Here is a 22,712-nt window from a genome sequence, read left to right on the forward strand (position 1 = left end):
CTACAGGGCGCTGCTGGAGAGCGCGCTTCAAACCGCCGTTGATGCACTGGACACGAGCTTTCCGGGCCTGCGGTCGAGGTGCATCACGGCGCGTCGCGCGTTCGTGCGGTGCAGCCCGCCCTGCGCGTCGCGTGGGGTTCATGGTAGCGTCCGGGGGCCATGGCGCGCCGCACAGTACAGCTACGGGTAGGTGGTCAGACCTACCGCGTGGTGACCTCCGCGAGCGATGAGGAGCTCCAGCGGCTCGCTGCTGTCGTCGACCAGAAGCTCGCCACCGTCGTACCCGCCGGCCGCGCTGTCACGCCTCAAGCGATGTTGCTGGCGGCCATCGCGCTCGCGCACGATCTGGAGCAGGAGCGAACCCGGGCGTCTGTGATCGCCGGACGGGCGCGGGACGCGTTTGGACGTATCCTCCAGCGGGTGGACGCGGTGCTCGGCGCCGGCGCCGAGACATCGTCGTCCGGCGAAGCGAGCGACAGCACGCCCTGAGCTGGAGTCGCCGCCGGTCCTGGGCGACCCCCCGCTGACCCGCCTTGCTGCCGACTGGAGATGCCATGCCTGCCCCCGTGGACGACGTTGTTCGTATCCCCAGCCCAGGCCCCGAGGGCATGAGCGCCCTTCGCCACCTCCAGGACGAGCTCTCCGAGCTGGACCGCGCTGGGCTGCTGCGCACCCCGCCGGTCGCCGCGGCTCCCGCCGGAATGCTGGTGCTGTGCTCCAACGATTACCTCGGGTATGCCGGTCTCCCGTGCTCATCGGCGGACGAGGCGGCGAGCGGCGCCGGGGCATCGCGGCTGGTGAGCGGGACGCAGGAGGCCCATCTGGTCGCCGAGCGCGAGCTGGCTGCCTGGCTCGGAGCGGAGGCGGCACTCCTGTTCTCGTCGGGGTACGCGGCCAACGTGGGTACCCTGGCCGCGCTGGCCAGGCCCGGGGATGTCATCGTTTCGGACGCGCTGAACCACGCGTCGATCATCGACGGTTGCCGTCTGTCGAGGGCGGCGGTCGAGGTGGTACGCCACGGCGATCTGCCGTCGTTCGAGGCCGCCCTCGCCCGCGCCGGGGGCGCTCGTCGCCGGTGGGTCGTGACGGAGTCGCTCTTCAGCATGGATGGGGATACGCCGGATCTCCGCGGCCTTCGGGAGCTCTGCGACCGTCATGACGCCGCCCTGATCGTGGACGAGGCGCACGCCCTTGGCGTCTACGGTCCCAGCGGCACTGGCCTGTGCGCCGAGGAGGGCGTTCGCCCGGACGTCCTCGTTGGCACGCTCGGGAAGTCCCTTGGTCTTCACGGCGCGTTCGTGGCGGGGTCCTCGACGCTGCGGACCTACCTGTGGAATCGCGCCAGGAGCTTCGTGTTTTCCACCGGCATCAGCCCCATGGTGGCGCTCGCCACCGTCGATCGCGTGCGCCGCGCCGCTGCGGACGACGCAGGTCGGGCGCGCCTCGTGATGGTCACCGACCGGCTCCGTTCTGGCCTGCGAGAGCTGGGAGCCCGGCTGCTGCCGGGGTCCTCGGGTCCGATCCTCCCCTGGGTCCTAGAGTCGCCCGGCGTTGCGGTCGAGATGTCGCAGCGGCTCGCGCGGCAGGGCATCCTGGTCCAGGCGATCCGCCCGCCGACGGTTCCGGCAGGCACGTCGCGCCTCCGCATCACGTCGAGCGCGTCCCTCTCCGAAACGGATGTCGAGCGCGCCCTCGCTGGGTTCCGTGAGGCGATGCGGTGAGGGGCCGTGCTGTTTCACGTGAAACAGGGCAGTTCCGGGTCGCGGTGGTGGGCACGGGGACCGGCGTGGGCAAGACGCATGTCTCGGTCGCCCTTGTCGCGGCGCTGGCAGCGCGCGGCGCCCAGGTCTCCGGCCTGAAGCCCATCGAGTCGGGCGTGGACGGCGCATCGACGACCGATGCTGATCAGCTCGCCCTCGTCAGCTCGATCGAACCGGAAGCCGCGCCTTACCGCTTCGCCGAGCCCGTCTCCCCTCACCTGGCCGCGCGCCGGTGTGGGGTCGCCATCTCGCTGGACGTCGCGACCGCGTGGGTCGCCAGGCAACCGGCTCCCGTGGTGATCGTCGAGAGCGCCGGGGCGCTCCTGTCCCCGCTCGGACCTGGCCTCGCGAACGCCGATCTCGTGCGCGCGCTCGCCCCGGATGCGCTCGTGCTGGTGGGTCTCGACCGACTCGGCATCCTCCACGAGGTCGCCTCCTGTCTTCTGGTGCTGCGTGCGCTCGCCCCCGGCCTGCCACCGGCGCTGGTGGTGCTGAATCCGCCCGCGGCCGTCGATGCGTCGACCGGCACCAATGCTGGGGAGCTCGAGTCGCTCGGCATCACGTCGAACACCGTGGTGATGCCGCGCGCTGCTCCCACGGCGCCGGCTTCGCTCGCCTCAGCGCAGCTCGCCCTGGCGCGCCTCGGACTCTGAGAGCCGGTCTCGGAGGTCTCGCGAGGGGCGAAGCGCGGTACCTGGCGCGTTCCTCGATGCCGTCGGCCGTCGGGACGACACCCGTCCGGCGGGCGACCGGAGAGCTGTCGGCAGTCTCGGGGAGCTCTCGACGGACGCGCGATGGGCTGGTCCAGGATGCGCTGCGCAAGCAGCGGACGCGGGCTCGAGCACGAAGCGGCCGGGGGACAACTCGAAGACGGCCAGGCCGACGCTCCCTGTTTCACGTGAAACTATCCGGGTCTTCCCGCTGAGCTCATGAGGAGTCGACGAGGATGCGACCGCGGCGGTACCAGCAGCAGCGGCTCGCTCTGGGCGCGACCCCAGTGTTGACCTCGACTGACGAACGCAGACCTCGCATGCGCCCTTGCCGCGGATGCGCTCGTGATGGCTGAACTCGACCAGCGCGGCATCTTCCACGAGGTCGCCTGCTGCACGTCCGCCCGCTCGCTGGTCCCGGCCTGCTCGCGCCTGATGTTGCTCGCCAGGCCAGAGCACCGAGCGGGATGAACCGCGTCAAAACGCCCGGTTCCAGGGCCCCCGCACCCCCGGCCTCGCGACGCGTCGAGCCTGGACCGGCTCACGTTCGAGGCGTGCAGCGCGGCGATGGCGAAGCCGGCGGCCTGCGACGGTCCGATGCGCCTGTCTGCGAGGCGTGCGCGGGGAGCACGCAGGGCCGCATCGCCTGCCCCGGCGTGCGCGAAGCGACGCTGAGGGCCAAGCCGGCCGTGATGCCGCGATCCGCTTCACGGTCGCGACGAACCGCTTCACGGTCGCGATGAACCGCTCCACGGCTGCCCCAAGCCGCTTCACGGTCGCGATGAACCACTTCACGGCTGCCCCAAGCCGCTTCACGGTTGCCCTTCTCGCCTCGGACCCTCGGTGGCCCCCCCGGTCTGGTGCCCTTGTCGCCTCGGACCCTCGGTGACCCCCGGGTCTGGCGCCCTTGTCGCCTCGGCCCTCCTTCCCTTCGCGGGCGTTACCGCGGCGCCGCGGCCGCAGGTCTCGCGCCCCAGCAGACCGATGTCGCCGAGCAGGCGGTGACGAACGGTGTCGTGAACGCCGCCTGGGCCGAGTCGCTCATGCTCCGCAGCTCACCCGGCGATGCGACGATCGGCACGATGTACACGGGCCCGTTCAAGGGCATTTCGAGGCACTCGAACACCGACGATGACGCAGCCCCGAAACGAACCGCCGAGGACGCCAAAAGCGCCAAGAAGAGCCCAGGGCACCGGCTCCCGTCGCCGCAGCGCAGCTCGCTCCGGTGCGCCTCGAAGACGATGCGACCCCGCTCGAGCGTCCGAAAGGCAGCAGCTCGTGCGGGGAAGAAACGCGGCGCCCGGCGGAAAGAGCCCGCTCTCCGCTCATCCATTCCGGAGCTGCCCGCTCCTCCCAGGTCGGGCCTCAGGACGCCGCGGGGACGACGCGCCCCCGCTCGAGCATCAGACGGGCAGCGGCTCGACCCCGGAACACTTCCGGCTCATGCGAGACGACAACCACGGCCGCACCTCGTGCCACCTCCGCCTCGACCACGGTGAGGAGCCGCGCCACCCCGGAGCGATCCAGGCCGGTCGTGGGCTCGTCCAGAAGCACCAGCGACGGATCGTGCACCAGCGCTCGCGCCAGCGCGATGCGCTGTCGCTGGCCGCGCGAGCACGTGCGGAGCGGCCTCGTCGCGAAGCTCCCCAGCTCGAAGCGCTCCTCCGCATAGCGCCACGCCTCGTGAGCATCGAGTCCGTGGAAGCGGGCCGCCAGCTCCACATTCTGCCGGCCCGAGAGATCCGGATACGCCAGCGACTCGTGCGAGAGCCAGCCGATGCTGCCGCGGGCCAGCCCGGCGTCCTCGCCGAACGGCTCGTAGACGATCGTGCCCGAGGTGGGACGAACCACCGTGCCGAGGATCCCGAGCAAGGTCGACTTGCCGGACCCGTTCGCGCCCTCGATGAGCGTCAACTGCCCCGCCTCGATCGTCGCGTTCACTCCGCGCAGCGCCGCCGTCGTCCCGTACGTCTTCACGATGCCCCGCGCCACAACGCGCTCGACCGTCCCCACAGCGCTCACCTCGCTCCTCCGCTCACGTCCGGTTCAGCTCTGGTCCCCGTCTCGCGCCCAGTCTTCACCCCGCATGAGCGTGGTCATGTCCTCCGGGAACGGCGTGGGATCCACGATGGTCGCCTCCGTGTCGTCGGACAGATCGTCACCCCGCGCGAGCGGAGGCAGCGACGGGATCGTCGGCCGGTCCTCGGTCTCATCGTCCCGTGCCTGGCCGCCCGCCAGCTCCGGCGCCGGTTCGCTCCGCCGGCGCCCCGGGACCCCGCCGGTCGCGGCCTCGAGAGCCCGCGACGACCACACGCTGTGGCGTAGCTGGACCCCCTTGCCCGCCGACGTCCGAGCTCCCTGCTTCGCCGGCTCCGACGGCCGAGATCCTTGCCTCGCTGGCTCCGGCGGCACGCGACCGCTCGCGACGAGGATCTGTCCAGGATCGCCAGCACCCCTGTCGCCGGCGACCCGAGCAAACATCATGGTCCCGTCGTCGTTCCGCTCCTCGACGATGTTCTGCACCGAGAGGCGCTCCGGCCGGCGCCGCTGCGGCGCCGGCGCCTGGCTCCTGAACCGCCGCAGCGCCTCCTGGAACTCGCGGGCACTCTGGAACCGCTCTTCCCGCGCCTTCGCCAGGGCACGATCCACGAGCCTCGACAAGGCAGGCGAAATCGACGGGTCGAGCTCCGTCACCGGGCGGTGCCAGAGGGTGAGGATCTGGACGAGCAACGCATTGTAGTTGCGCGCGACGAATGGACGCTGGCCGGTCAGCGCTTCGTACAGGATCACGCCGACAGCCCACAGGTCGAGCCGATGGTCAAGCTCCACGTCGCCCCGGGCCTGCTCGGGCGCCATGTAGTACGGCGTGCCCATCACCATGCCGGTGCGGGTCAGATCCATCACCGCCCCGTCCACGCCAGAGGCCTGGGATATGCCGAAATCCAGCAGCTTGGCGACCGGCAGCATCCCGGCGCGCTCCGAGAGGAAGATGTTCTCCGGCTTCAGGTCGCGGTGGACGATCCCCCGCTCATGCGCGGTCACCAGGGCCGAGAGGACCTGAAGCATGATGTCGATGAGCTCTCCCGGCGGCACCACACCGCAGCGCTCGATCCGCTGCGCCAGCGTCTCGCCGTGCAGGCGCTCCATCACGAGGTAGGGGCTGCCGTCAGGGAGTCGCCCGATGTCGTACACCTCACAGATGTTCGGGTGGCCGATGCGCCCCGCGACGCGCGCCTCGTGCTCCAACCTCGATATGGCCTCGCGCTGCTGCGTCTCCCGCGCATGCATCACCTTGACAGCGACCAGCCGGCCGATCTGGAGGTGCTCGGCCTCGTAGACGGCGCCCATGCCGCCCTCCCCGATGATCGCGGTGACCCCGTACTTGTCACCGATCACGTGGCCGAGCAGCGAGCGGCCGAGCGAGGTCGCGCCCGCGCCGTCACCCCTGGACCACGCGGCCATCCCCAGGTCCGCGCCGGAGGGGGACGGCGATCGCGACACCCCGGCGCCCGGCTCAGGGCGCGTGCCGCTGCGGGTCGCCAGGCGGGGCATCGCGGCGGGAACGTCCCTCCGGGAGGGGGACGCCGACCCGGGCAGCAGCGCGGCCGGTCGGGGCACGGCGTCCACAACCGCGGCGCCAGCCCGCGCTCGTCCACGCCACGATGGAGCTCCGCTCGGATCGATGACGAGCCCGGTCGCCGGACACACGACCGCCGCCACGTCGTGGTGGTTACCGCAGTGGATGCACCGCACCGAACTCAAGTCCGTACATTCTGCAATACTCCATCCGGGTGCCGGCCGGAACCGCACAGCGCACGTGGGCCAGGGCGCGATCGCTGTGCTCGCTCTACATTCCCGCATTCCTCCCGGGGGATCTTGGGGATAACCCCTTCGAGAACCCTGGGGACAAAGCGGGGGAGACGAGCCTCCCTCCGGCTGTCCCCTTTCCTCCTACCCCTGAGGACGGTCCATTTACCCCAGGGCGTCCGCTTCTAACCCATGGGAATCGTTGCTCATTCCGAGTTATCCCCGCCCTCCACAGCGCCTACGACGAAGACGTTGTCTTTATCTATCTATTTCATGGAAAGAAGAGGCGTCGCGCAAGGTCATCGGAGCGGTCATTTCGCGCCCACACCCGGGCGATAACCCTGCTAAAGGGTGCGCTCCGGAGTCGGCCATGGACCTTGTGATCCCCAAGAAAGATCTGCTTCGCCTCGTCGCGCGCTGCCAAGGCGTGGCGGACAAGAAAAGCGCCATGCCGGCGCTCGCCAACGTCCTGCTCGCCGCCGACGGCAACGCCGTCCGCGTCGCCGCGACCGACCTGTACCTCGGGGTCACTGGCCAGACGCAGGCGGACATCAAGACCGGCGGCTCGGTCGCCGTCCCGGCCAGGGACCTGCTCGAGCGCGTGAAAGCGATGCCCGACGGCCCGGTCCAGATCACCACCACCGAGGGCGCGCACACGTCGCTCAAGGCGGTCGGATCGCCCCGGCGCTACACGCTCCCCGGGCTCCCCGGCTCGGAGTTCCCGCAGCTCCCCGCCCCGGCCCACGACGCGCCCTCGCTGGAGCTGCCCGTCGAGCAGCTCGCGCTCCTGATCACCCGGACCCACTTCTCGATCTCCACCGACGAGACGCGCGCACACGTCAACAGCGCCCTGTTCGAGTGGGCCGGCGATCGCGTCCGGATGGTGACCACCGACGGCCACCGCCTGTCCAAGATGGAGGCGACCGTCTCCGGCAGCTCCGCCACCGCGACCATGCTCATCCCGCTCAAGGCGATCACGGAGCTCCGCCGGCTCGCCGAGGAGGCGCGCGCCGAGAAGGAGACGCCGATGGTCGCCATCACCCAGAGCGGCCCGAACGCGTTCTTCAACATCGCCGGGATGCAGTTCTCGGTGAAGCTCGTCGACGCGCAGTTCCCGCCCTACCAGCAGGTCATCCCGTCCGTCACCGAGCGCTCGGTCCGCGCGCCCCGCGTGCAGTTCGCCGAGGCGCTCAAGGCCATCGCGCTCGCCGCGAACGACCGCACCGGCGGCGTGAAGCTGTCGATCGCGCCCGGGACGCTCCGCATCACCAGCGAGAGCCCGGACACCGGCGCCGGGTTCGACGAGCTGTCGGTCGACTACGGCGGGCCCGAGGTCACGATCGGCTTCAACGCCAAGTACTTCCTCGACGTGCTCGCGGCCATCGACGACGAGGAGGTCGTCCTCGGCATCTCCGGCGAGCTCGATCCCGCCGTGCTCCGGCCCGGCAGCGAGTCGAACCAGCAGAGCTACGTCGCCGTCATCATGCCGATGCGGATTTGAGCGCGCCCCACGACGAGCTCCCGGGACGAACCCCGAGCTTGCTCCTCGAGCGGCTCCACATCCGCGAGTTCCGCAACCTCGGGCGCGTGGACATCGAGCCGGCGCCGCGCCTCAACGTGATCGCCGGCAACAACGGGCAGGGCAAGACGAGCCTGCTCGAGGCGATCTACTTCGCCGCGACCTCCAGGAGCTTTCGCACGCACAAGGCCGCGGAGCTCGTGCGCCACGGGGCCTCGGTCGCGAGCGCGCGGGCGCGGTTCGTCGAGCGCCGGGACGCGCTGGTGCCGCTCGCCCGCGAGCAGACCGCCGCCGTGGAGAACAAGCGGTGCGTCGTGAAGATCGACGGGAACCGGCCGCCGAGCCTCGCGAGCTTCGCGACGCGATCGCCCGTCGTCGCCTTCCACGCGGAGGAGCTCGCGCTGTCGACCGGGCCCGCGAGCGCGCGGCGCACGCTGCTCGATCGGCTGGCGCTGTTCATGGACCCGCAGAGCGCCGACCACCGGGCCCGCTACGCGCAGGCGCTGCGCGCGCGGCACGAGCTGCTCCACCGCGGCGCGGGCGCGGCGGCGCAGGCGAGCTCGGAGCTCGACGCGTTCGAGGAGCTCTGCGCCCTGCACGGGGCGGCGCTCACCCGCGCCCGCGAGGCCGCCGTCCAGGCGCTCGCGCCGGAGCTCACGCACGCCTTCGCCCGCATCGCGGCGCCGGACCTGAGGCTGGCCGCGCGGTACGCGCCGGGCGGCTCCGGGGACGCCGAGCAGGCGCGAGAGGCGCTGCGCGAGCAGCGGCGCCGGGACGCCCACCGGCCGAGCGCCGGGTTCGGTCCGCACCGCGACGACCTGCTGCTCGAGCTCGACGGGCACCCTGCCCGCGTTGTCGCCTCCCAGGGTCAGCACAGAGCCCTCACGCTGTCGCTCAAGGCGGCCGAGACCGCCGCCATTGCATCCGTCCGGGGCGTAGAACCCATTCTGTTGCTCGACGATGTATCCAGCGAGCTCGACCCCGACCGCACGGCCGCGCTGTTCCTGTTTCTAGGGATGGCGCGCGGACAGGTGTTCCTGACGACGACGCGGCGCGATCTCATCGTCACGCCGGGGGTGCCTTCCTCGGAACGCCGCGATTTCCACGTCGAGGGCGGCGCGCTCAGCTAGCGGGCGCGGCGGGCACGCGGGGGTGATGCGCGTCGGCGGAGCGGGCGCCGACAGGGCACCGCGACCCCGGCCAGAGGCGTTGATCCACCCCCCTCAGGGCGCGAGTTGGAATGCTCCGGACGCGCCCGCGCGAGGCGCTGAAAATACGGTGTTACAAGGCCTCCGGACCCGGCGAAACGCTTGCCCGAGCCCCTGATTTCAGCTACATTTCCGCAGTCTTTACGGGGCCTCGACGAGCGATCCGCGCATGATCGCTCGCGGCCTCTGACGCGATCCGGCGCCGCGGCCGCGGCCCCGGGTCCCACCCGACGAGCTGCCATCGAGCCGGCCCCTCCCACTGCAAGAACTCCGGCAATCCGAGCGGCCTCCGCCGCTCTGCGCCCCCCGGTGAGAGGCGGCGGGCGCGCCACCAGGACCGAGATGACGGAACCCACCCTGAGCCAGCCGACCGACCTGACCAAGCCGTCGTACGACGCCCATAGCATCACGGCGCTCGAAGGCCTTGAAGCGGTGCGAAAGCGCCCCGGCATGTACATCGGCGATGTGCACGACGGATCGGGGCTGCATCACCTCGTCTGGGAGGCCGTGGACAACGCCGTCGACGAGCACCTCGCCGGCGCCTGCACGGAGATCAGGATCACCGTCCACTTCGACGGCTCGGTCTCCATCGAGGACAACGGCCGCGGGATCCCGGTCGGGATGCACGCGAAGGGCGTGAGCGCCGCGGAGGTCGTCATGACCGTCCTCCACGCCGGCGGCAAGTTCGACAACTCCAGCTACAAGGTCTCTGCGGGCCTGCACGGCGTCGGCGTGAGCGCCGTGAACGCCGTCTCCGAGTGGCTGAAGCTCGAGATCAAGCGCGAGGGGAAGCTCTGGTTCCAGGAGTACGGCCGGGGCGTGCCGAAGGCGCCGCTCAAGGCGATCGGGGTGACGGACAAGACGGGGACGAAGCTCACCTTCAAGCCCGATCCGGTCATCTTCAGCACGGTCGAGTTCAGCTTCGACGTCCTCGCGAGCCGCCTGCGCGAGCTCGCCTTCCTGAACGCCGGGCTCGTCATCCACCTCGACGACCAGCGCCCGGACGGGAGGGCGGAAGCGTACGAGTACAAGGGGGGCATCTCGGAGTTCGTCGCGCTCCTCAACAAGACCAAGGAGCCGATTCACGACGACGTGATCAGCTTCGTCACGCAGCACGAGATCGGCGCGTCGGGCGAGGGCGCGAACGGCCGCGGCAGCGCGGCGCCGCCTGTCGGCGTGGAGGTCGCGCTGCAGTGGAACGGCTCGTACACCGAGGCGATCTTCTGTTACACGAACAACGTCCACAACAAGGACGGCGGCACGCACCTCACCGGTCTCCGCGCCGCGCTCACGAAGACGATCAACAACTACGGGAGCGCGCACAACCTCTTCAAGGAGCTGAAGCAGGGCCTCCAGGGCGAGGACGCGCGCGAGGGCCTGACGTGCGTGCTCAGCATCAAGCACCCGGACCCGTCGTTCGACTCGCAGACGAAATCGAAGCTCGTCTCCAGCGAGGTCAAGGGCATCGTCGAGGCGGTCGTCAGCGACAAGCTCGGGCAGTACTTCGAGGAGAACCCGCAGAGCGCGAAGAAGATCATCGAGAAGGCGGTCGTCGCGGCCAAGGCGCGCGAGGCGGCCCGCAAGGCGCGCGAGGTGATCCGCAAGGGCTCGCTCGACGTGACGTCGCTCTCGGGCAAGCTCGCGGACTGCCAGTCCAAGGACCCGGAGAAGAGCGAGATCTACATCGTCGAGGGCGAGAGCGCCGGCGGCAGCGCCAAGATGGGGCGCGACCGGCACTTCCAGGCGATCCTGCCGCTCAAGGGGAAGATCCTGAACGTCGAGCGGGCGCGGCTCGACCGGATGCTGAGCTCCGCCGAGGTCGGCACGCTGATCACCGCCCTCGGCTGCGGGATCAACGACGCGGGCGGGTTCGAGATCGACAAGCTCCGCTACCACAAGATCATCCTGATGACGGACGCCGACGTCGACGGGTCCCACATCCGGACGCTGCTCCTGACCTTCTTCTTCCGGCAGATGCCGGAGATCATGGAGAAGGGGTATCTGTTCATCGCGCAGCCGCCGCTCTACCGCGTGCGCAAGGGCAAGCGGGACCTGTACCTCAAGGACCAGGCCGCGCTGGACGAGTTCCTCGTGGGCAACGCCGTGGACGGGCTCGAGATCGTCGCCGTCGGCGGCGGGCCGGGCATCGCGGGGCAGCCGCTCTACCGGCTCGCGCAGCGGCTGAAGCGCTTCCGCGCGGTGCTGTCCAACATCGACAAGCGCTGTGACGCGCGGATCGTGGCGGCGGTGCTGCGGTCGAGCGGGCTCGGTCGCGACGATCTGCGCGAGACGAAGAAGGTCGCGGCGGCCGCCGACGAGCTCCGGGCGTACCTGAAGCAGCGGTATCCGGACCTGTTCCCGCTCACGCTGGCGACGCCCCGGGACACCGAGCACGGGACGAGCCGCATCGAGGTCGTGCCGCGGCCCGGCGCCAGCGCGCGCAGGAGCGTCATCGACTGGGATCTCGTGAACTCGCCGGAGTACCAGGAGGCCTGGTCGATCGAGCAGGATCTCCGATCCATCGGCGCGCCGCCGTACCGGGCGCGCACGTCGAGCGGCGAGGAGACGATCGAGAACGGCGAGGCGCTCGTCGACTTCATCGAAGAGCGGGGCAAGAAGGGTATCGCGATCAGCCGTTACAAGGGCCTCGGCGAGATGAACGCCGACGAGCTCTGGGAAACGACGATGAACCCGGACGCGCGGACCCTCCTCCAGGTCCGTATCGATGATGCGGTGAAGACGGACGAGCTCTTCACGATCCTCATGGGGGATCAGGTCGAGCCGCGGCGCAACTTCATCGAGCAGAACGCGCTCAACGTGAAGAACCTCGACATCTGACCTGCGCTCGCGGCGCGCGGCGGCGCGCGCCGCGCGCGTCCAACCGAGCGCCGCGCTCGCGGGTCCGTCCACCGCGCCTCGCACGCGATGCGCGGTGGGGGGGTTGACGCGGCGTCCAGGCTGCATCGATCAGCCGTCGAGTTCGGTCGGCATCTCTTCAGCGTCCGTTCGGCGTCTCTGGCAAGCCCCTTGCCTGGCCGGGCCCTTGCTAGCGCGGGCACGCGCCTTAGCTTCGGGGTGCCATGAGAATCGACCGAATGACGACGAAGGCCCAAGAGGCCATACGAGAGGCTGTCGACTCCGGCAGCCGCCGGGGCAACCCCGAACTCTATCCCGAGCACCTCGTGCGGGCGATCGTCGGCCAGGACGGCGGCGTCGGCGCTCCCCTGGTGCAGAAAGCAGGCGCCGACCCGGCGGGGTTGGTGCGCCTCCTCGAGGCGAAGATCGATACCTATCCTCGCGTGAGCGGCGGCGCCGAGCCGAACCTGTCGCGGCGCGCGCTCGCGGTCCTGCAAAAGGCCGAGGATGAGGCGAAGTCGCTCAAGGACGACTACATCTCGACAGAGCATGTCCTGCTCGCCGCGACGAAGGTCGACAAGGACATCCAGTCGATCTTCGAACGAGCGGGGCTCTCGTACGACAAGCTCCTCGCCTCGCTCGCGGCCGTGCGCGGGAACCAGCGCGTGACCGATCGGGACCCGGAGGGGAAGTTCCAGGCGCTCGAGAAGTACACGCGCGATCTCACGAAGCTCGCTCGACAGGGCAAGATCGATCCGGTGATCGGCCGAGACGAGGAGATCCGGCGCGTGATCCAGGTGCTCTCGCGCCGCACCAAGAACAACCCGGTGCTCATCGGCGAGCCCGGCGTCGGCAAGACAGCCATCGTCGAGGGCATCGCCCACCGGATCGTCGCGGGCGATGTGCCCGAGTCGCTCAAGGACAAGACGATCGCGGCGCTCGACCTCGCCGCCATGGTCGCAGGCTCGAAGTTCCGCGGCGAGTTCGAGGACCGGCTCAAGGCCGTCCTCAAGGAGATCGAGGGCTCGAACGGGCGCATCATCCTGTTCATCGACGAGCTCCACACCCTCGTGGGCGCGGGCGCGGCCGAGGGCGCGATGGACGCGGCCAACATGCTGAAGCCCGCGCTGGCGCGCGGCGAGCTGCGGTGCATCGGCGCGACCACGCTGGACGAGTACCGCAAGCGCATCGAGAAGGACGCGGCGCTGGAGCGGCGGTTCCAGCAGGTGCTCGTGTCGCAGCCGAGCGTCGAGGACACCATCGCCATCCTCCGGGGCCTCAAGGAGAAGTACGAGGTCCACCACGGGATCCGCATCCAGGACGCGGCGCTCGTGGCGTCAGCGGTGCTGTCGAACCGGTACATCACCGAGCGGTTCCTGCCCGACAAGGCGATCGATCTCGTCGATGAGGCGGCGTCGAAGATCCGCATGGAGATCGACAGCCTGCCCACGCCGATCGATCAGGTCGAGCGCGACCTGCTCAAGCTGCAGATGGAAGAGCAGGCGCTCAAGCGCGAGAGCGACAAGGCGAGCAAGGCGCGCCTCGACGAGGTGCGGCGCGAGATCGCCGAGCTCCAGGGGCAGCGCGACGCGATGCGGGCGCAGTGGATGCGCGAGAAGGAGCTCATCTCCGAGCTGCGGCAGCTCAAGCCGCAGATCGAGGAGCTCAAGCTCGAGGAAGAGCGCCTGAAGCGCGCCGGCGATCTCGGGCGCGCGGCGGAGATCCATTACGGTAGGATCCCGGAGATCGAGAAGAAGCTCGAGTCGATCCGCGCCACCCTCGCGCAGGTGCAGACGAAGCAGAGCTACCTGAAGGAAGAGGTCACCGACGAGGACATCGCGGCGGTCGTGTCGAAGTGGACCGGGATCCCCGTGTCCAAGATGCTCGAGAGCGAGATGCAGAAGCTCCTGCGCCTCGAGGAGGAGCTGCGACGGCGCGTGGTCGGGCAGGAGGACGCGCTCCGCGCGGTGTCGAACGCCATCCGGCGCTCACGCGCAGGCCTCGGCGACGAGCGGCGGCCGATCGGATCGTTCCTGTTCCTCGGGCCGACCGGCGTCGGCAAGACCGAGCTCGCGCGCGCGCTCGCCGAGATCCTCTTCGACGACGAGCGGGCCATGGTGCGGCTCGATATGAGCGAGTACGGGGAGCGCCACGCGGTGGCCCGCCTGATCGGCGCGCCGCCCGGGTACGTCGGCTACGAGGAGGGCGGCCAGCTCACGGAGCCGGTGCGGCGGCGGCCGTACAGCGTGGTGCTGTTCGATGAGATCGAGAAGGCCCACCCGGACATCTGGAATACGCTGCTCCAGGTGCTCGACGATGGACGCCTGACCGACGGGCAGGGGCACACGGTCGATTTCAAGAACACGATCATCATCCTGACATCGAACCTCGGGACGCCGGCGGCCGCGGCGATCGAGGAGCGCGCCAACCTGCCGGCGGACGAGAAGGCCGAGCTCGTGAGGAGGGCCGTCGTCGAGGAGGTGCGGAAGCACTTCCGCCCGGAGTTCTTGAATCGGCTCGACGATCTCATCGTGTTCCGGCGGCTCGGGCGCGAGCAGATGGAGAAGATCGTCGATATCCAGCTCGATCTGCTGCGAAAGCGACTGGATCGGCGCGGGCTGCTGTTCACCATCTCGCCCGAGGCGAAGGGCTACCTCATCGAGCAGGGGTGGGATCCGCAGTACGGCGCCAGGCCGCTGAAGCGCGCCATTCAGCGGAGCATCGAGGACGAGCTCGCGAAGCGGATCCTCGGCGGCGAGTTCAAGCAGGGAGACACGGTGCAGATCGACCGCGGGGGAGAGGCGCTGACGTTCACGCGCTCGGCGCCGAACTGACGCGGGTCGGCCCGCGCCCGCGCCCGCGTCAGCGCTCGGGGAGGTTGCCGGCGATGCGGCGGAGGAGGTCCAGGACGGCGTAGGCAGCGCCGAGCTGGACCTCCTCGCGATCGCCCGAGAAGACGCGATCGCGCACGACGAGGCCGCCGGGGTGCGAGACGGCCCAGTAGCAAAGGCCGACCGGCTTGGTCGCCGTGCCGCCCGTCGGGCCGGCGATCCCCGTGACGGAGATGGCGACGTCGACCTCGCAGAGGCGGCGAACCCCCTGCGCCATCTCGGCGGCGACCTCGGCGGACACCGCGCCGTGGCCGCGCAGGGTGTCCTCGGCGACGCCGAGGAGCCGGGTCTTGGCGCTGTTCGCGTAGGTGACCGCGGCGCCGACCAGGTAGTCGCTCGCCGGGTAGCTGGTGAGCAGGTGAGAGATCAACCCGCCAGTGCACGACTCCGATACGGCGAGCCGCCAGCCACGAGCGCGCACGGAGCGCCCGACCATCTCCGGGAAGGCGTCGTCCCCTTCCCCGTACACGGCCGTGCCGAGCCGCTCGCGGACGTCGGCCGTCGCCCTCAAGGCCAGCTCGTGCGCCATCGACTGCGTGGCGGCGCGGGCGTGGACCTTCACGTCGACCTCCGGGTAATGCACGCGGTAACCGAGCGTGACGCCGGGATAGGCCTCCTCGACGCCCTTCAGGAGCTCGCCCAGCGCGGACTCGGGGAGACCGTAGGTGCGGAGACGCACCTGGAAGGTGTTGTTCGGCGCGGCCGGGCGCACGCGCGGCAGGACCTGATCCGCGAACATGCTCTTCATCTCGCGCGGCACCCCCGGGAGGAAGAAGGCCGTCGACTCCCCGAGCTGGACCCCGAACCCGGGCGCGGTGCCGGACGAGTTCGGAAGGATCTCCGACCCGGCCGGGACGTCCGCCTGCTTCTCGTGGCCGGCGTTCATCGTCTTGCCGCGGCTCTCGACGCGGCGGCGGATCGCGAGGAGCGTGCTCTCGTCGCGCACGAGGTCGGTGCCCGTGGCGCGCGCGGCGGCCTGCACCGTGAGGTCATCCGTCGTGGGGCCAAGGCCGCCGGTGGCGATCACCAGCCGGTGAGCGCCCGCGAGCTGGCGGACCGCGGCGGCGATGCGATCGACGTCGTCGTCGACCGTGACGGACTCGCTGACCGTGAAGCCCGCTGCGGTGAGCTCAGCAGCGAGCCAGGTCGCGTTGGTGTTGATGATCTCGCCGCGGGTGAGCTCGGTCCCGATCGAGAGAAGCGCGACAGTCATTGGGACGGACGACTGTAACCCAATCCGGAGCAGACGGAGCGCGTTTCCGGAGTGTTTTGCGGTGGGGTCGCGTCCCCTCCCCCGCCCCACCCGAGCCCCGCCGCGCGCTGCCGGCTCAAGGGTCGTAGGCGCACCGGAAGCCGATATCCGGCGCTCGGGTGGACACCGGGAGGAGCCGACGGTTCCAGGTGCGGAGCGCCGCCGCGGCGCCGTCGGCCCACGATCCGCCGTGAGTTCCCGAGATCTCCGCTCCCGGCCGGTCGGGGGCCGCCCACTCGGCGACGTTGCCCGCCAGGTCGAACAGGTGCCCGGCCGCGTGGACGGCGGCGCCGTCGGGGCGCGCACCGGCGAGCTCCGGGCCGGTCGCGTCCCATCCGCACGGGCCCGCTCGCAAGCCGAAGGCGACGCGCCGGCAGACCGCGCCGGTGTCTCCCCACGGGTACCGCCGGCTCGAGGGCCCCGCCGCGGCGAAGGCGAGCTGATCCCGCGAGGGGAGCGCCCCGCCCGCGAAGGCGCAGAACCGGGCGGCTTCTTCCACGGTGATCCCCGTCACGGGCAGGCCCGGCTCGCCGCGCAGCGGCAGCGGGACGCACGCGCCGGCGTCCACGCAGGTGGCGTAACGCTGCTCGGTGACCTCGAACGCGTCGAGCGAGAACGCCGGGACGAACACCTCGCGCGTGTGCGCGTCGACGATGCCCTGCGCCTCCCAGTCGCTCGGCCCGAGGCGCAGCGTCCCGGCGGCGATGCGCACGCGCGCGCTCGGCGCGACGCACCCGCCGGGGGTGAGCGTGAGGCCGGCGCCGCAGCGGCTCGGGACGCCGGCGCAGCGGCCAGCCTCGAGGCGCTGGCCGTCACCGCAACATCGCGGGCCGAGCGCGACCATCCCCGGCGCGCAGCGCGCCGGCGGACCGCCGCGCTGGCCGGCGAGCACGGCGATTCCGGCGATCATCAGGAGGGCTGCGGCCGCGGAGAGGGCGAGCTTCCAGACAGGCATCGATCCGAGGATCGGTGCTGCGCCCACCTCAGGGGGGCGGCGGCGCGTCGGCGTTCGCCTTGAGCGAGGCGCCGGCTGCCTTGCGGGAGCCAGCGGCCTTCCCGCGCGCCGGCTTCGCCTCGATCATGGCGACGATGCGCGCGAGCGCGTCGAGGAGCGCCCCCCGGACGCGCTCGTAGGTCTTCGGACCGACGTCGCCCCGCTTCCGGGCGCGCTCGAGCTCGACGAACTCGTCGAGCAACGCGTCCCGCGCCTCGAGCAGCTCCCGCCGCTCCTCGTCGTCGGCCCCGCGGTCGTCGTCGCGACGTCGGATCAGGTTCACCGCGGCCCCGCCGATCACGGTGGCGCCGGCCAGGAACAGCGCGATCCACCGGCCCCAGCCCGGCGTCGGCAGCCCGGCGAGCGTGATCTCGACGGTCCTCAGCCCGCCTTCGACGCGGGAGCTCTGCTTTTCCGTGATCAGGATCTTCTTGCCGTCCCGGTTCTGGGTGCGCTGCGCCGCCGGGAAGCCAGCGACGTTCAGCGTCATCGATTTCGACGCCTCGGCCATGATCCGGAGCTGGGCCATGCGCGGCGGCAGCTCGAGGCGGATCGTCTGGCGCTCCTCCCGGTTGAACGGGACCTGCCAGCGGAATTGCCCTTCGTGCCGGCCAGGGCTCACCGTGCCGCGCAGCGCCACGCCGGTGCCCTTGGCCTCCTCGACGCGCATGTCGTCCATGGTGTCGGTCTTGCTGAACGCCTTGTAGTCGGGCGGCAGGGCGAACGTCTCGTTGGGCAGCCAGGCGACGCGGCCGAGGTTGTAGACCTGGAAGAGCTGCTCGACCGAGATCGAGTCCTGCCGGAGCTGGAGGTAGATGATGCCCTGCGTCCCGACGAGCAGGTTGTTCACGTCCGGCGTGGCCTCGTAGACGTGGAGCACGGCGCGCTTTCCGGCCTCGGCGCCGATCCCGAAATGCGGCAGCGAGAACGTGGCGCCCTCGCGCGTGACCGAGATGCCGTAGCTCGTGCCGGCGCCGATCGTGAGGTTCTCGAGGCGGACGACGCCCGCGTCGTCCGTCTCCCTCGTCACGCGCTCGCGCGAGTCGCCCTTCGTCACCGAGCTCTGAAGGACGTCGATGTCGACCGTGATGCGAGGGACGGGCTTCCCGTCCGCGTCCTCGATCGTGAGCACCACGACGCCGGGCGGAAGCCCCGTGTCGTCCTGGACCGCGTCTTCGGGCGCGTCGAACAGGCCTGTCAGCTGCTCCGAAGCGCGCCGCGATGCGGCCCCTCCCGCGGCAGAGCCTCCTACCGGCGGATGGCCGGACGGCAGCTCCTGCCCCACCTCAGGGTGGCCCGGCGGCAGCGCGCCGGCGGCGTCGGGCGCGCCCGCGTCGGCCGCGCCAGCCGGCGGGGCCGCAGCGGGGCTCGCGGCGCCGGCAGCGGCCCCGCCGGATGGCGTGGTCGCGCCCGGCTTCGCCGCGTTCGTGCCGTGCCCGCCGGCTGCGGGCTGCGCCGGAGCGGCCGTCGCCGCTCGGGGCTGCGCCGGAGCCGCGGCCGACCCGGGGGCGGCGGGTTGCGCCGGAGCGGCCGTCGCCGCTGCGGTCTGCGCCGGAGCGGCCGGCTGCGCCTGCGTGGCCTCCGTGGCGGTCACGCCCAGCGAGGCGATCGCCGCCAGCGCGGTGCACCTGGTCCAGCGCATCACGGCGCCCTCCTGCTCTCGTTCTGGTCACCAGCGACCGCGGCCTCGTCGGTCGCGGCCTGCTCCGAGAGAGGCGCGTCGAGCGCGCACCTCGTCCCGCACTTCTTGCAAAACACAGCGTCTTCGTCGTTCAGCGTGGCGCAGACGGCGCACACGGTCGTGCGCGTCGCCCCGCTGTCGTCCGTCGCCACGGCGTCGTCGCGCTCCGCGCCGGACGCCGGCTCCTGGTCGCGCTCCGCGCCGGACGCCGGCTCCTGGTCGCGCTCCGGCTGCTCCGACCGCCCGGCCTTGACGCGCTTCCGCTTCGCCGGCTTCGGCTCCGCGGCGGCGCCGTCCGCCTCGCTCGCGGCGGCGTCCTCGTCCTGCTCCGGCGCCTCGGGCGCGCCGCCGTCGTCCTGGAGGCCGGCGCGCCGGAGGTGCCTCGCGACGAGCGCGGCGACCTGCTCGCGCCGCGGCTGCGCGTCGGCGTCCAGCAAGCGGAGCAGCCGCTTCGCCTCGGCGCGGTACTTCGCGACCAGCTCGGCGTAGTCCTCCTCGCTGATCTTCCCGACGCCGCGCTCGAACTCCAGATCCTTGAGCGCCCGCAGCACGGCCTGCTTCTGCTCCTCTTCCGTGCGCGGCGCGCCGATCGCGTACGCGTCGGCGCCGCTCAGCGGCGTCTCCCCGAGCAGCACGCGGAGGCTCGCCCAGAAGATGGCGATGACCGCGACGAGGGCGCCGCCCGCGAGCACGAGGATCGCCGCGGGCGGCCCCGCGACGAGCCCCGCGACCCCGGCGCCCACGAGCGCCGCGAGCGGCACCCCGAAGCGGGCGTAATGCACGATCTGCCGCTCCAGCGGCGAGTCAGAGCCGCGGCTCACGGTCTCGTGGACCGCGGCCGAGGCGGCGCTCTTGGCAGGGTTTTCGGCGCTCATTCGCGGTCGAGGCTCTTGAGCTCGTCGTCGAGCTTGTCGTCGTAATCGTCGCGCGCGGCGGGGCCAGCAGCCTTCGGGGAGCGCTGCGCCGCGGCGGCGCCCACCTCGTCGCTGCGCCGCTTCCAGCGGCGGAGCGTCACGATGACGAGGCCGGCGCCGAGCACGATGGCGGTCAGCGGGAACAGGTAGAGCAGGCGCTGGCTCCCCTTGTTCGGCGGCACCGCCAGCGCCTCAGCGCCATAGAGCTCGGCGTAGGCGGCCTGGATCTGCTCGATCGTGCGCCCCTCCGCGAGCGCGACGCGGAGCGCGTCCCGGCGCTCATGCGCGGTGCCGCAGGTGCACGTCCCGAGGGTCTCGCGCGGGCAGCCGCACGTGCAGATCAGGCTCCAGAAGAGCTGGCGCTCGGTGTCGTTCTGGATGCCGACGGTGCCCGTGCGCACCATCCCCTCGCCGAGCTGCTGGCCGTGGGCGAACTCCGGCGAGCGCAGCATGACGACGAGGGCGATGACGCCCGCGACGAGGAGGGTAATGCCGTGGATGAGTTTTCGGGTGCGGCTCATTCGAAGGCTGGCTGCGCCGGCTGGGCAGCGGTCGGGAGGATGGCATCGATCGCGGGCGCCTGCCCGGCATGAACGGTCTCGCCGGCCGCCGGGGCATGGCCCTCGACGCCGGCGCCGCCGGGCGCGACAAGGGTCGGGCGACCGAACCCTTCCTGGATCGGGTGTCCGTAGGCCTGCGACGGACCGCCGGCGAGCAGGAAGGCGAACACGACGGAGGCCGTGACCGACCCTGCCGCTCGTACATAGCCGAACGCCCCGGCCTCCTCGAGCGCGATGTCGGGCCACATCGCGATGAGCGCCCCGAGGACGAGGATCCCGGCGCCGAACCACATGAACGAGATCAGGTTGTTCACGTGCAGCTGGAACGAGGCGACCTTCGTCTGGGGGTTCGCCATGCCGATGATCACGTAGAGGTCGTTCTTGAGCGTGATGTGCCGGGCGACCTCGGTCGACGGCGCCTCGGGGGTCGCCTTGTAGATGAACTTCGCCGGGCTGATCCGGCCGACCGGCGCGCCGTGCCGCTCGACGTCGAGGTCGGCGAAGACCATCCGCTTCTCGCTGTCGACCTCCATGCGCGGGCCGGCGTAGACGAGGCGATACTCCTCGATCTCCACCGACTCGCCCGGGTGGAGGCTGATCTCCTTGTCGACGCCCCACGCGCGGCCGGCGAACCCGAGGAACATCACGGCGATGCCGACGTGCACGATGTAGCCGCCGTAGCGGCGCCGCGACCTCGCGACCAGGTTGTAGAACGAGGCGAAGAACGACTCGCCCCCGCGCTTCTGCCGCGCGGCGATGCCGCGGGCGAACTCCTGGATGACCACGGCGACGTTGAAGGCGGCGAACGCCACCGTGAAGAAGGGGTAGGTCGACGCGAGCTTGGCGAGCCCGTCGCCGAGCTGGCCGGGGTAGATCGGGTCGACGGCGACGAACGGGGCGAAGCCCACCTTCTTCCCGAGCGTGAGGTGGAGCGTCGCCGCGACCACCGTGGCCAGCACCGGCCAGCGGAAGCTCTTCCGGAAGAGCTCCGGCGACGTCTTCCGCCACCCGAGCAGCGGCGCGACGCCCATGAGCAGGAAGACCACCAGCGCGACCGGCGGGAGCCACATGTTGTAGAACGTCGGCCCGAGCGTCGACTTCTGATCGAGCAGCCACTCGCTGATGCGCGGCCACACCGTCGCGACCGCGATGAAGATCATGATGCTGAAGAGGCCCCAGTTGTTGAAGAGGAACGCGGCCTCGCGCGACAGCAGCGACTCGAAGTGCCCGTCGCTGCGGAGGCTCCGCAGGCGGTAGAGGAGGAGCCCCGTCACCGCGAGCGCCGCGGGGAGCCCGAGCCACGTGACGAACCACAGCGTGGCCGCGTCCGGGTCCTGGCTCAGGAAGCTCGCCGTGATGTGGACGACCGGGACCGAGATGATCACCAGGAACACCAGCAAGCTGGTGAAGCCCCAGCTGTTGAACGGCGGCTTCGCCTGGCGGGCGAGCGCGGCCTCGAACTGGTCGTCGCCGCGCAGGCGCGGCAGGCGGTAGATGATGAGCGACGCGCACGTCGCGAAGATCACGCCCATGAAGTAGAGGAAGAAGATGCCGATGCCCGAGCGCGCGAAGGAGTGGACGCTCGCGATGAGGCCGGAGCGCGTGAGGAACGTGCCGAAGATCGTCAGGAAGAACGTCATGCAGATCAGCGAGACGTTCCACACCTTCAGCATGCCGCGCCGCTCCTGGATCATCGTCGAGTGCACGTACGCGCTCGCCGTGAGCCACGGCAGGAACGCCGCGTTCTCGACCGGGTCCCACGCCCACGGACCGCCCCAGCCGAGCTCCTCGTAGGCCCAGAGCATCCCGAGCACGTTGCCGATCGACAGGAACAGCCAGCTGAAGAGCATCCACTTGCGCGTGGCGATGATCCACTCGCTGTCGAGGCGGCCCGTGGCGAGCGCGGCGATGGCGAACGCGAACGGCACCGCCGAGCTCGTGAACCCGACGTACAGGCTCGGCGGGTGGATGATCATGTAGAAGTTGCGGAGCTGGTAGTTCAGCCCGTTGCCGTCCACGGGCGCGCCGGCGACGCTCGTCTGGAACGGGTTCGTCGAGAACACCATCAGGATCGCGAAGAACATCATGATGCTCATCAGCGTCGCGATGACGTAGGGCTGGAGCTCCAGGTACTTGCGCCGGAGCCAGTAGACGCAGCCTCCCGAGAACAGCGCGGTCAGGAACATCCACCAGAGCAGCGAGCCGTCCTGCCCGCCCCAGAGCGCCGCGATGAGGTACGGCGTGGTCATGGACCTGTCGCTGTACTGGGCCACGTAGGCGATGCGGAAATCGTGGCTGACGAAGGCGTACGCCAGCACGAGCACGGCGAGACCGACGAGCGCGATCGTGCCGTACGCGCCGAGCCGCGCCGCCTGGAGCAGCCGCGGCCGCCCGCGCGCCGACGCGAGCCCCACCGCGAACGTGTACGCCGCGGTGACCAGAATGGCGTAGAGGACGCCGGTCCCGAACTCAGGAAGGGATTGCCACATCGTTGTGGGGCCAAGCTTAGGCTTGCCAGGCGCGCAGGGCCAGCGCACCGCGGCGCGCAAACGAGCGTTCG

General features: G+C 70.9%; 16 protein-coding genes. 8 read left to right on the forward strand and 8 right to left on the reverse strand.

Annotated elements, in window-relative coordinates; all coding sequences use genetic code 11:
* Positions 1 to 159: 159 nt before the first annotated feature.
* From zapA to WME96_RS42135, 4 genes are all read left to right on the forward strand, one after another.
* On the forward strand, positions 160 to 489 hold the full coding sequence (zapA, locus tag WME96_RS42120; protein WP_437287166.1) for a cell division protein ZapA: 330 nt from the start codon (positions 160 to 162) through the stop codon (positions 487 to 489).
* A gap of 65 nt (positions 490 to 554) precedes the next feature.
* A complete protein-coding gene (locus WME96_RS42125; RefSeq protein ID WP_437287167.1) occupies positions 555 to 1,721 on the forward strand; it encodes an aminotransferase class I/II-fold pyridoxal phosphate-dependent enzyme in 1,167 nt (388 codons plus the stop codon).
* A 47-nt stretch (positions 1,722 to 1,768) separates the two neighbouring features.
* Positions 1,769 to 2,413 (forward strand): ATP-dependent dethiobiotin synthetase BioD, encoded by a 645-nt coding sequence (gene bioD / locus WME96_RS42130; protein ID WP_437287168.1) that lies wholly within the window; start codon positions 1,769 to 1,771, stop codon positions 2,411 to 2,413.
* 405 nt (positions 2,414 to 2,818) lie between these two features.
* Positions 2,819 to 2,941 carry a hypothetical protein gene (locus WME96_RS42135; protein WP_437287169.1) on the forward strand — a complete coding sequence of 41 codons (123 nt, stop codon included), beginning with the start codon at positions 2,819 to 2,821 and terminating at the stop codon, positions 2,939 to 2,941.
* A gap of 894 nt (positions 2,942 to 3,835) precedes the next feature.
* On the opposite strand, the gene WME96_RS42140 is transcribed toward WME96_RS42135, so the two are convergent.
* Positions 3,836 to 4,492, reverse strand: a complete 657-nt coding sequence (locus tag WME96_RS42140) for an ATP-binding cassette domain-containing protein (RefSeq protein ID WP_437287170.1) — start codon at positions 4,490 to 4,492, stop codon at positions 3,836 to 3,838.
* Between the two features lie 24 nt (positions 4,493 to 4,516).
* Entirely contained in the window at positions 4,517 to 6,022 is a 1,506-nt protein-coding gene (locus WME96_RS42145; protein ID WP_437287171.1) for a serine/threonine-protein kinase, read from the reverse strand.
* Positions 6,023 to 6,647: 625 nt separating this feature from the next.
* On the opposite strand from WME96_RS42145, the gene dnaN reads away from it, so the two are divergent.
* From dnaN to clpB, 4 genes are all read left to right on the forward strand, one after another.
* The gene (gene dnaN, locus WME96_RS42150; RefSeq protein ID WP_437287172.1) at positions 6,648 to 7,778 is read left to right on the forward strand and encodes a DNA polymerase III subunit beta; all 1,131 of its coding nucleotides are present in this window, start codon (positions 6,648 to 6,650) and stop codon (positions 7,776 to 7,778) included.
* Positions 7,775 to 8,926, forward strand: a complete 1,152-nt coding sequence (gene recF, locus WME96_RS42155) for a DNA replication/repair protein RecF (protein ID WP_437287173.1) — start codon at positions 7,775 to 7,777, stop codon at positions 8,924 to 8,926. Before dnaN ends, recF begins: the two co-directional genes overlap by 4 nt.
* A 420-nt stretch (positions 8,927 to 9,346) precedes the next feature.
* Positions 9,347 to 11,842, forward strand: a complete 2,496-nt coding sequence (gene gyrB, locus WME96_RS42160; protein WP_437287174.1) for a DNA topoisomerase (ATP-hydrolyzing) subunit B — start codon at positions 9,347 to 9,349, stop codon at positions 11,840 to 11,842.
* A gap of 242 nt (positions 11,843 to 12,084) precedes the next feature.
* Positions 12,085 to 14,694: an ATP-dependent chaperone ClpB gene (gene clpB, locus WME96_RS42165; protein WP_437287175.1), complete on the forward strand. Its 2,610-nt coding sequence runs from the start codon at positions 12,085 to 12,087 to the stop codon at positions 14,692 to 14,694.
* Between the two features lie 28 nt (positions 14,695 to 14,722).
* Here the strand turns inward: clpB and WME96_RS42170 are convergent, their stop codons facing one another.
* The 6 genes from WME96_RS42170 to WME96_RS42195 form a co-directional block, all read right to left on the reverse strand.
* The gene (locus WME96_RS42170; protein ID WP_437287176.1) at positions 14,723 to 15,964 is read right to left on the reverse strand and encodes a CinA family nicotinamide mononucleotide deamidase-related protein; all 1,242 of its coding nucleotides are present in this window, start codon (positions 15,962 to 15,964) and stop codon (positions 14,723 to 14,725) included.
* Positions 15,965 to 16,079: 115 nt separating this feature from the next.
* Complete coding sequence (locus tag WME96_RS42175) at positions 16,080 to 16,715, reverse strand: formylglycine-generating enzyme family protein (protein ID WP_437287177.1); 636 nt, start codon at positions 16,713 to 16,715, stop codon at positions 16,080 to 16,082.
* A gap of 271 nt (positions 16,716 to 16,986) precedes the next feature.
* Positions 16,987 to 18,642 carry a hypothetical protein gene (locus WME96_RS42180; protein WP_437287178.1) on the reverse strand — a complete coding sequence of 552 codons (1,656 nt, stop codon included), beginning with the start codon at positions 18,640 to 18,642 and terminating at the stop codon, positions 16,987 to 16,989.
* The gene (locus tag WME96_RS42185) at positions 18,639 to 19,553 is read right to left on the reverse strand and encodes a hypothetical protein (RefSeq protein ID WP_437287179.1); all 915 of its coding nucleotides are present in this window, start codon (positions 19,551 to 19,553) and stop codon (positions 18,639 to 18,641) included. The genes WME96_RS42180 and WME96_RS42185 overlap by 4 nt, the downstream gene beginning before the upstream one ends.
* On the reverse strand, positions 19,550 to 20,113 hold the full coding sequence (locus tag WME96_RS42190; RefSeq protein ID WP_437287180.1) for a cytochrome c-type biogenesis protein: 564 nt from the start codon (positions 20,111 to 20,113) through the stop codon (positions 19,550 to 19,552). Before WME96_RS42190 ends, WME96_RS42185 begins: the two co-directional genes overlap by 4 nt.
* Entirely contained in the window at positions 20,110 to 22,641 is a 2,532-nt protein-coding gene (locus tag WME96_RS42195) for a heme lyase CcmF/NrfE family subunit (protein ID WP_437287181.1), read from the reverse strand. The genes WME96_RS42190 and WME96_RS42195 overlap by 4 nt, the downstream gene beginning before the upstream one ends.
* Between the last annotated feature and the right edge of the window lie 71 nt (positions 22,642 to 22,712).

Source organism: Sorangium sp. So ce406, assembly GCF_051474675.1.
Classification (GTDB): Bacteria; Myxococcota_A; Polyangia; order Polyangiales; family Polyangiaceae; genus Sorangium; species Sorangium cellulosum_G.

Coding starts and splice junctions, on each gene's coding strand:
- zapA (WP_437287166.1), top strand. CDS start 160: ATGGCGCGCCGCACAGTACAGCTACGGGTAGGTGGTCAGACCTACCGC.
- WME96_RS42125 (WP_437287167.1), top strand. CDS start 555: ATGCCTGCCCCCGTGGACGACGTTGTTCGTATCCCCAGCCCAGGCCCC.
- WME96_RS42135 (WP_437287169.1), top strand. CDS start 2,819: ATGGCTGAACTCGACCAGCGCGGCATCTTCCACGAGGTCGCCTGCTGC.
- WME96_RS42145 (WP_437287171.1), bottom strand. CDS start 6,022: ATGCCCCGCCTGGCGACCCGCAGCGGCACGCGCCCTGAGCCGGGCGCC.
- dnaN (WP_437287172.1), top strand. CDS start 6,648: ATGGACCTTGTGATCCCCAAGAAAGATCTGCTTCGCCTCGTCGCGCGC.
- gyrB (WP_437287174.1), top strand. CDS start 9,347: ATGACGGAACCCACCCTGAGCCAGCCGACCGACCTGACCAAGCCGTCG.
- clpB (WP_437287175.1), top strand. CDS start 12,085: ATGAGAATCGACCGAATGACGACGAAGGCCCAAGAGGCCATACGAGAG.
- WME96_RS42170 (WP_437287176.1), bottom strand. CDS start 15,964: ATGACTGTCGCGCTTCTCTCGATCGGGACCGAGCTCACCCGCGGCGAG.
- WME96_RS42185 (WP_437287179.1), bottom strand. CDS start 19,553: ATGAGCGCCGAAAACCCTGCCAAGAGCGCCGCCTCGGCCGCGGTCCAC.
- WME96_RS42190 (WP_437287180.1), bottom strand. CDS start 20,113: ATGAGCCGCACCCGAAAACTCATCCACGGCATTACCCTCCTCGTCGCG.
- WME96_RS42195 (WP_437287181.1), bottom strand. CDS start 22,641: ATGTGGCAATCCCTTCCTGAGTTCGGGACCGGCGTCCTCTACGCCATT.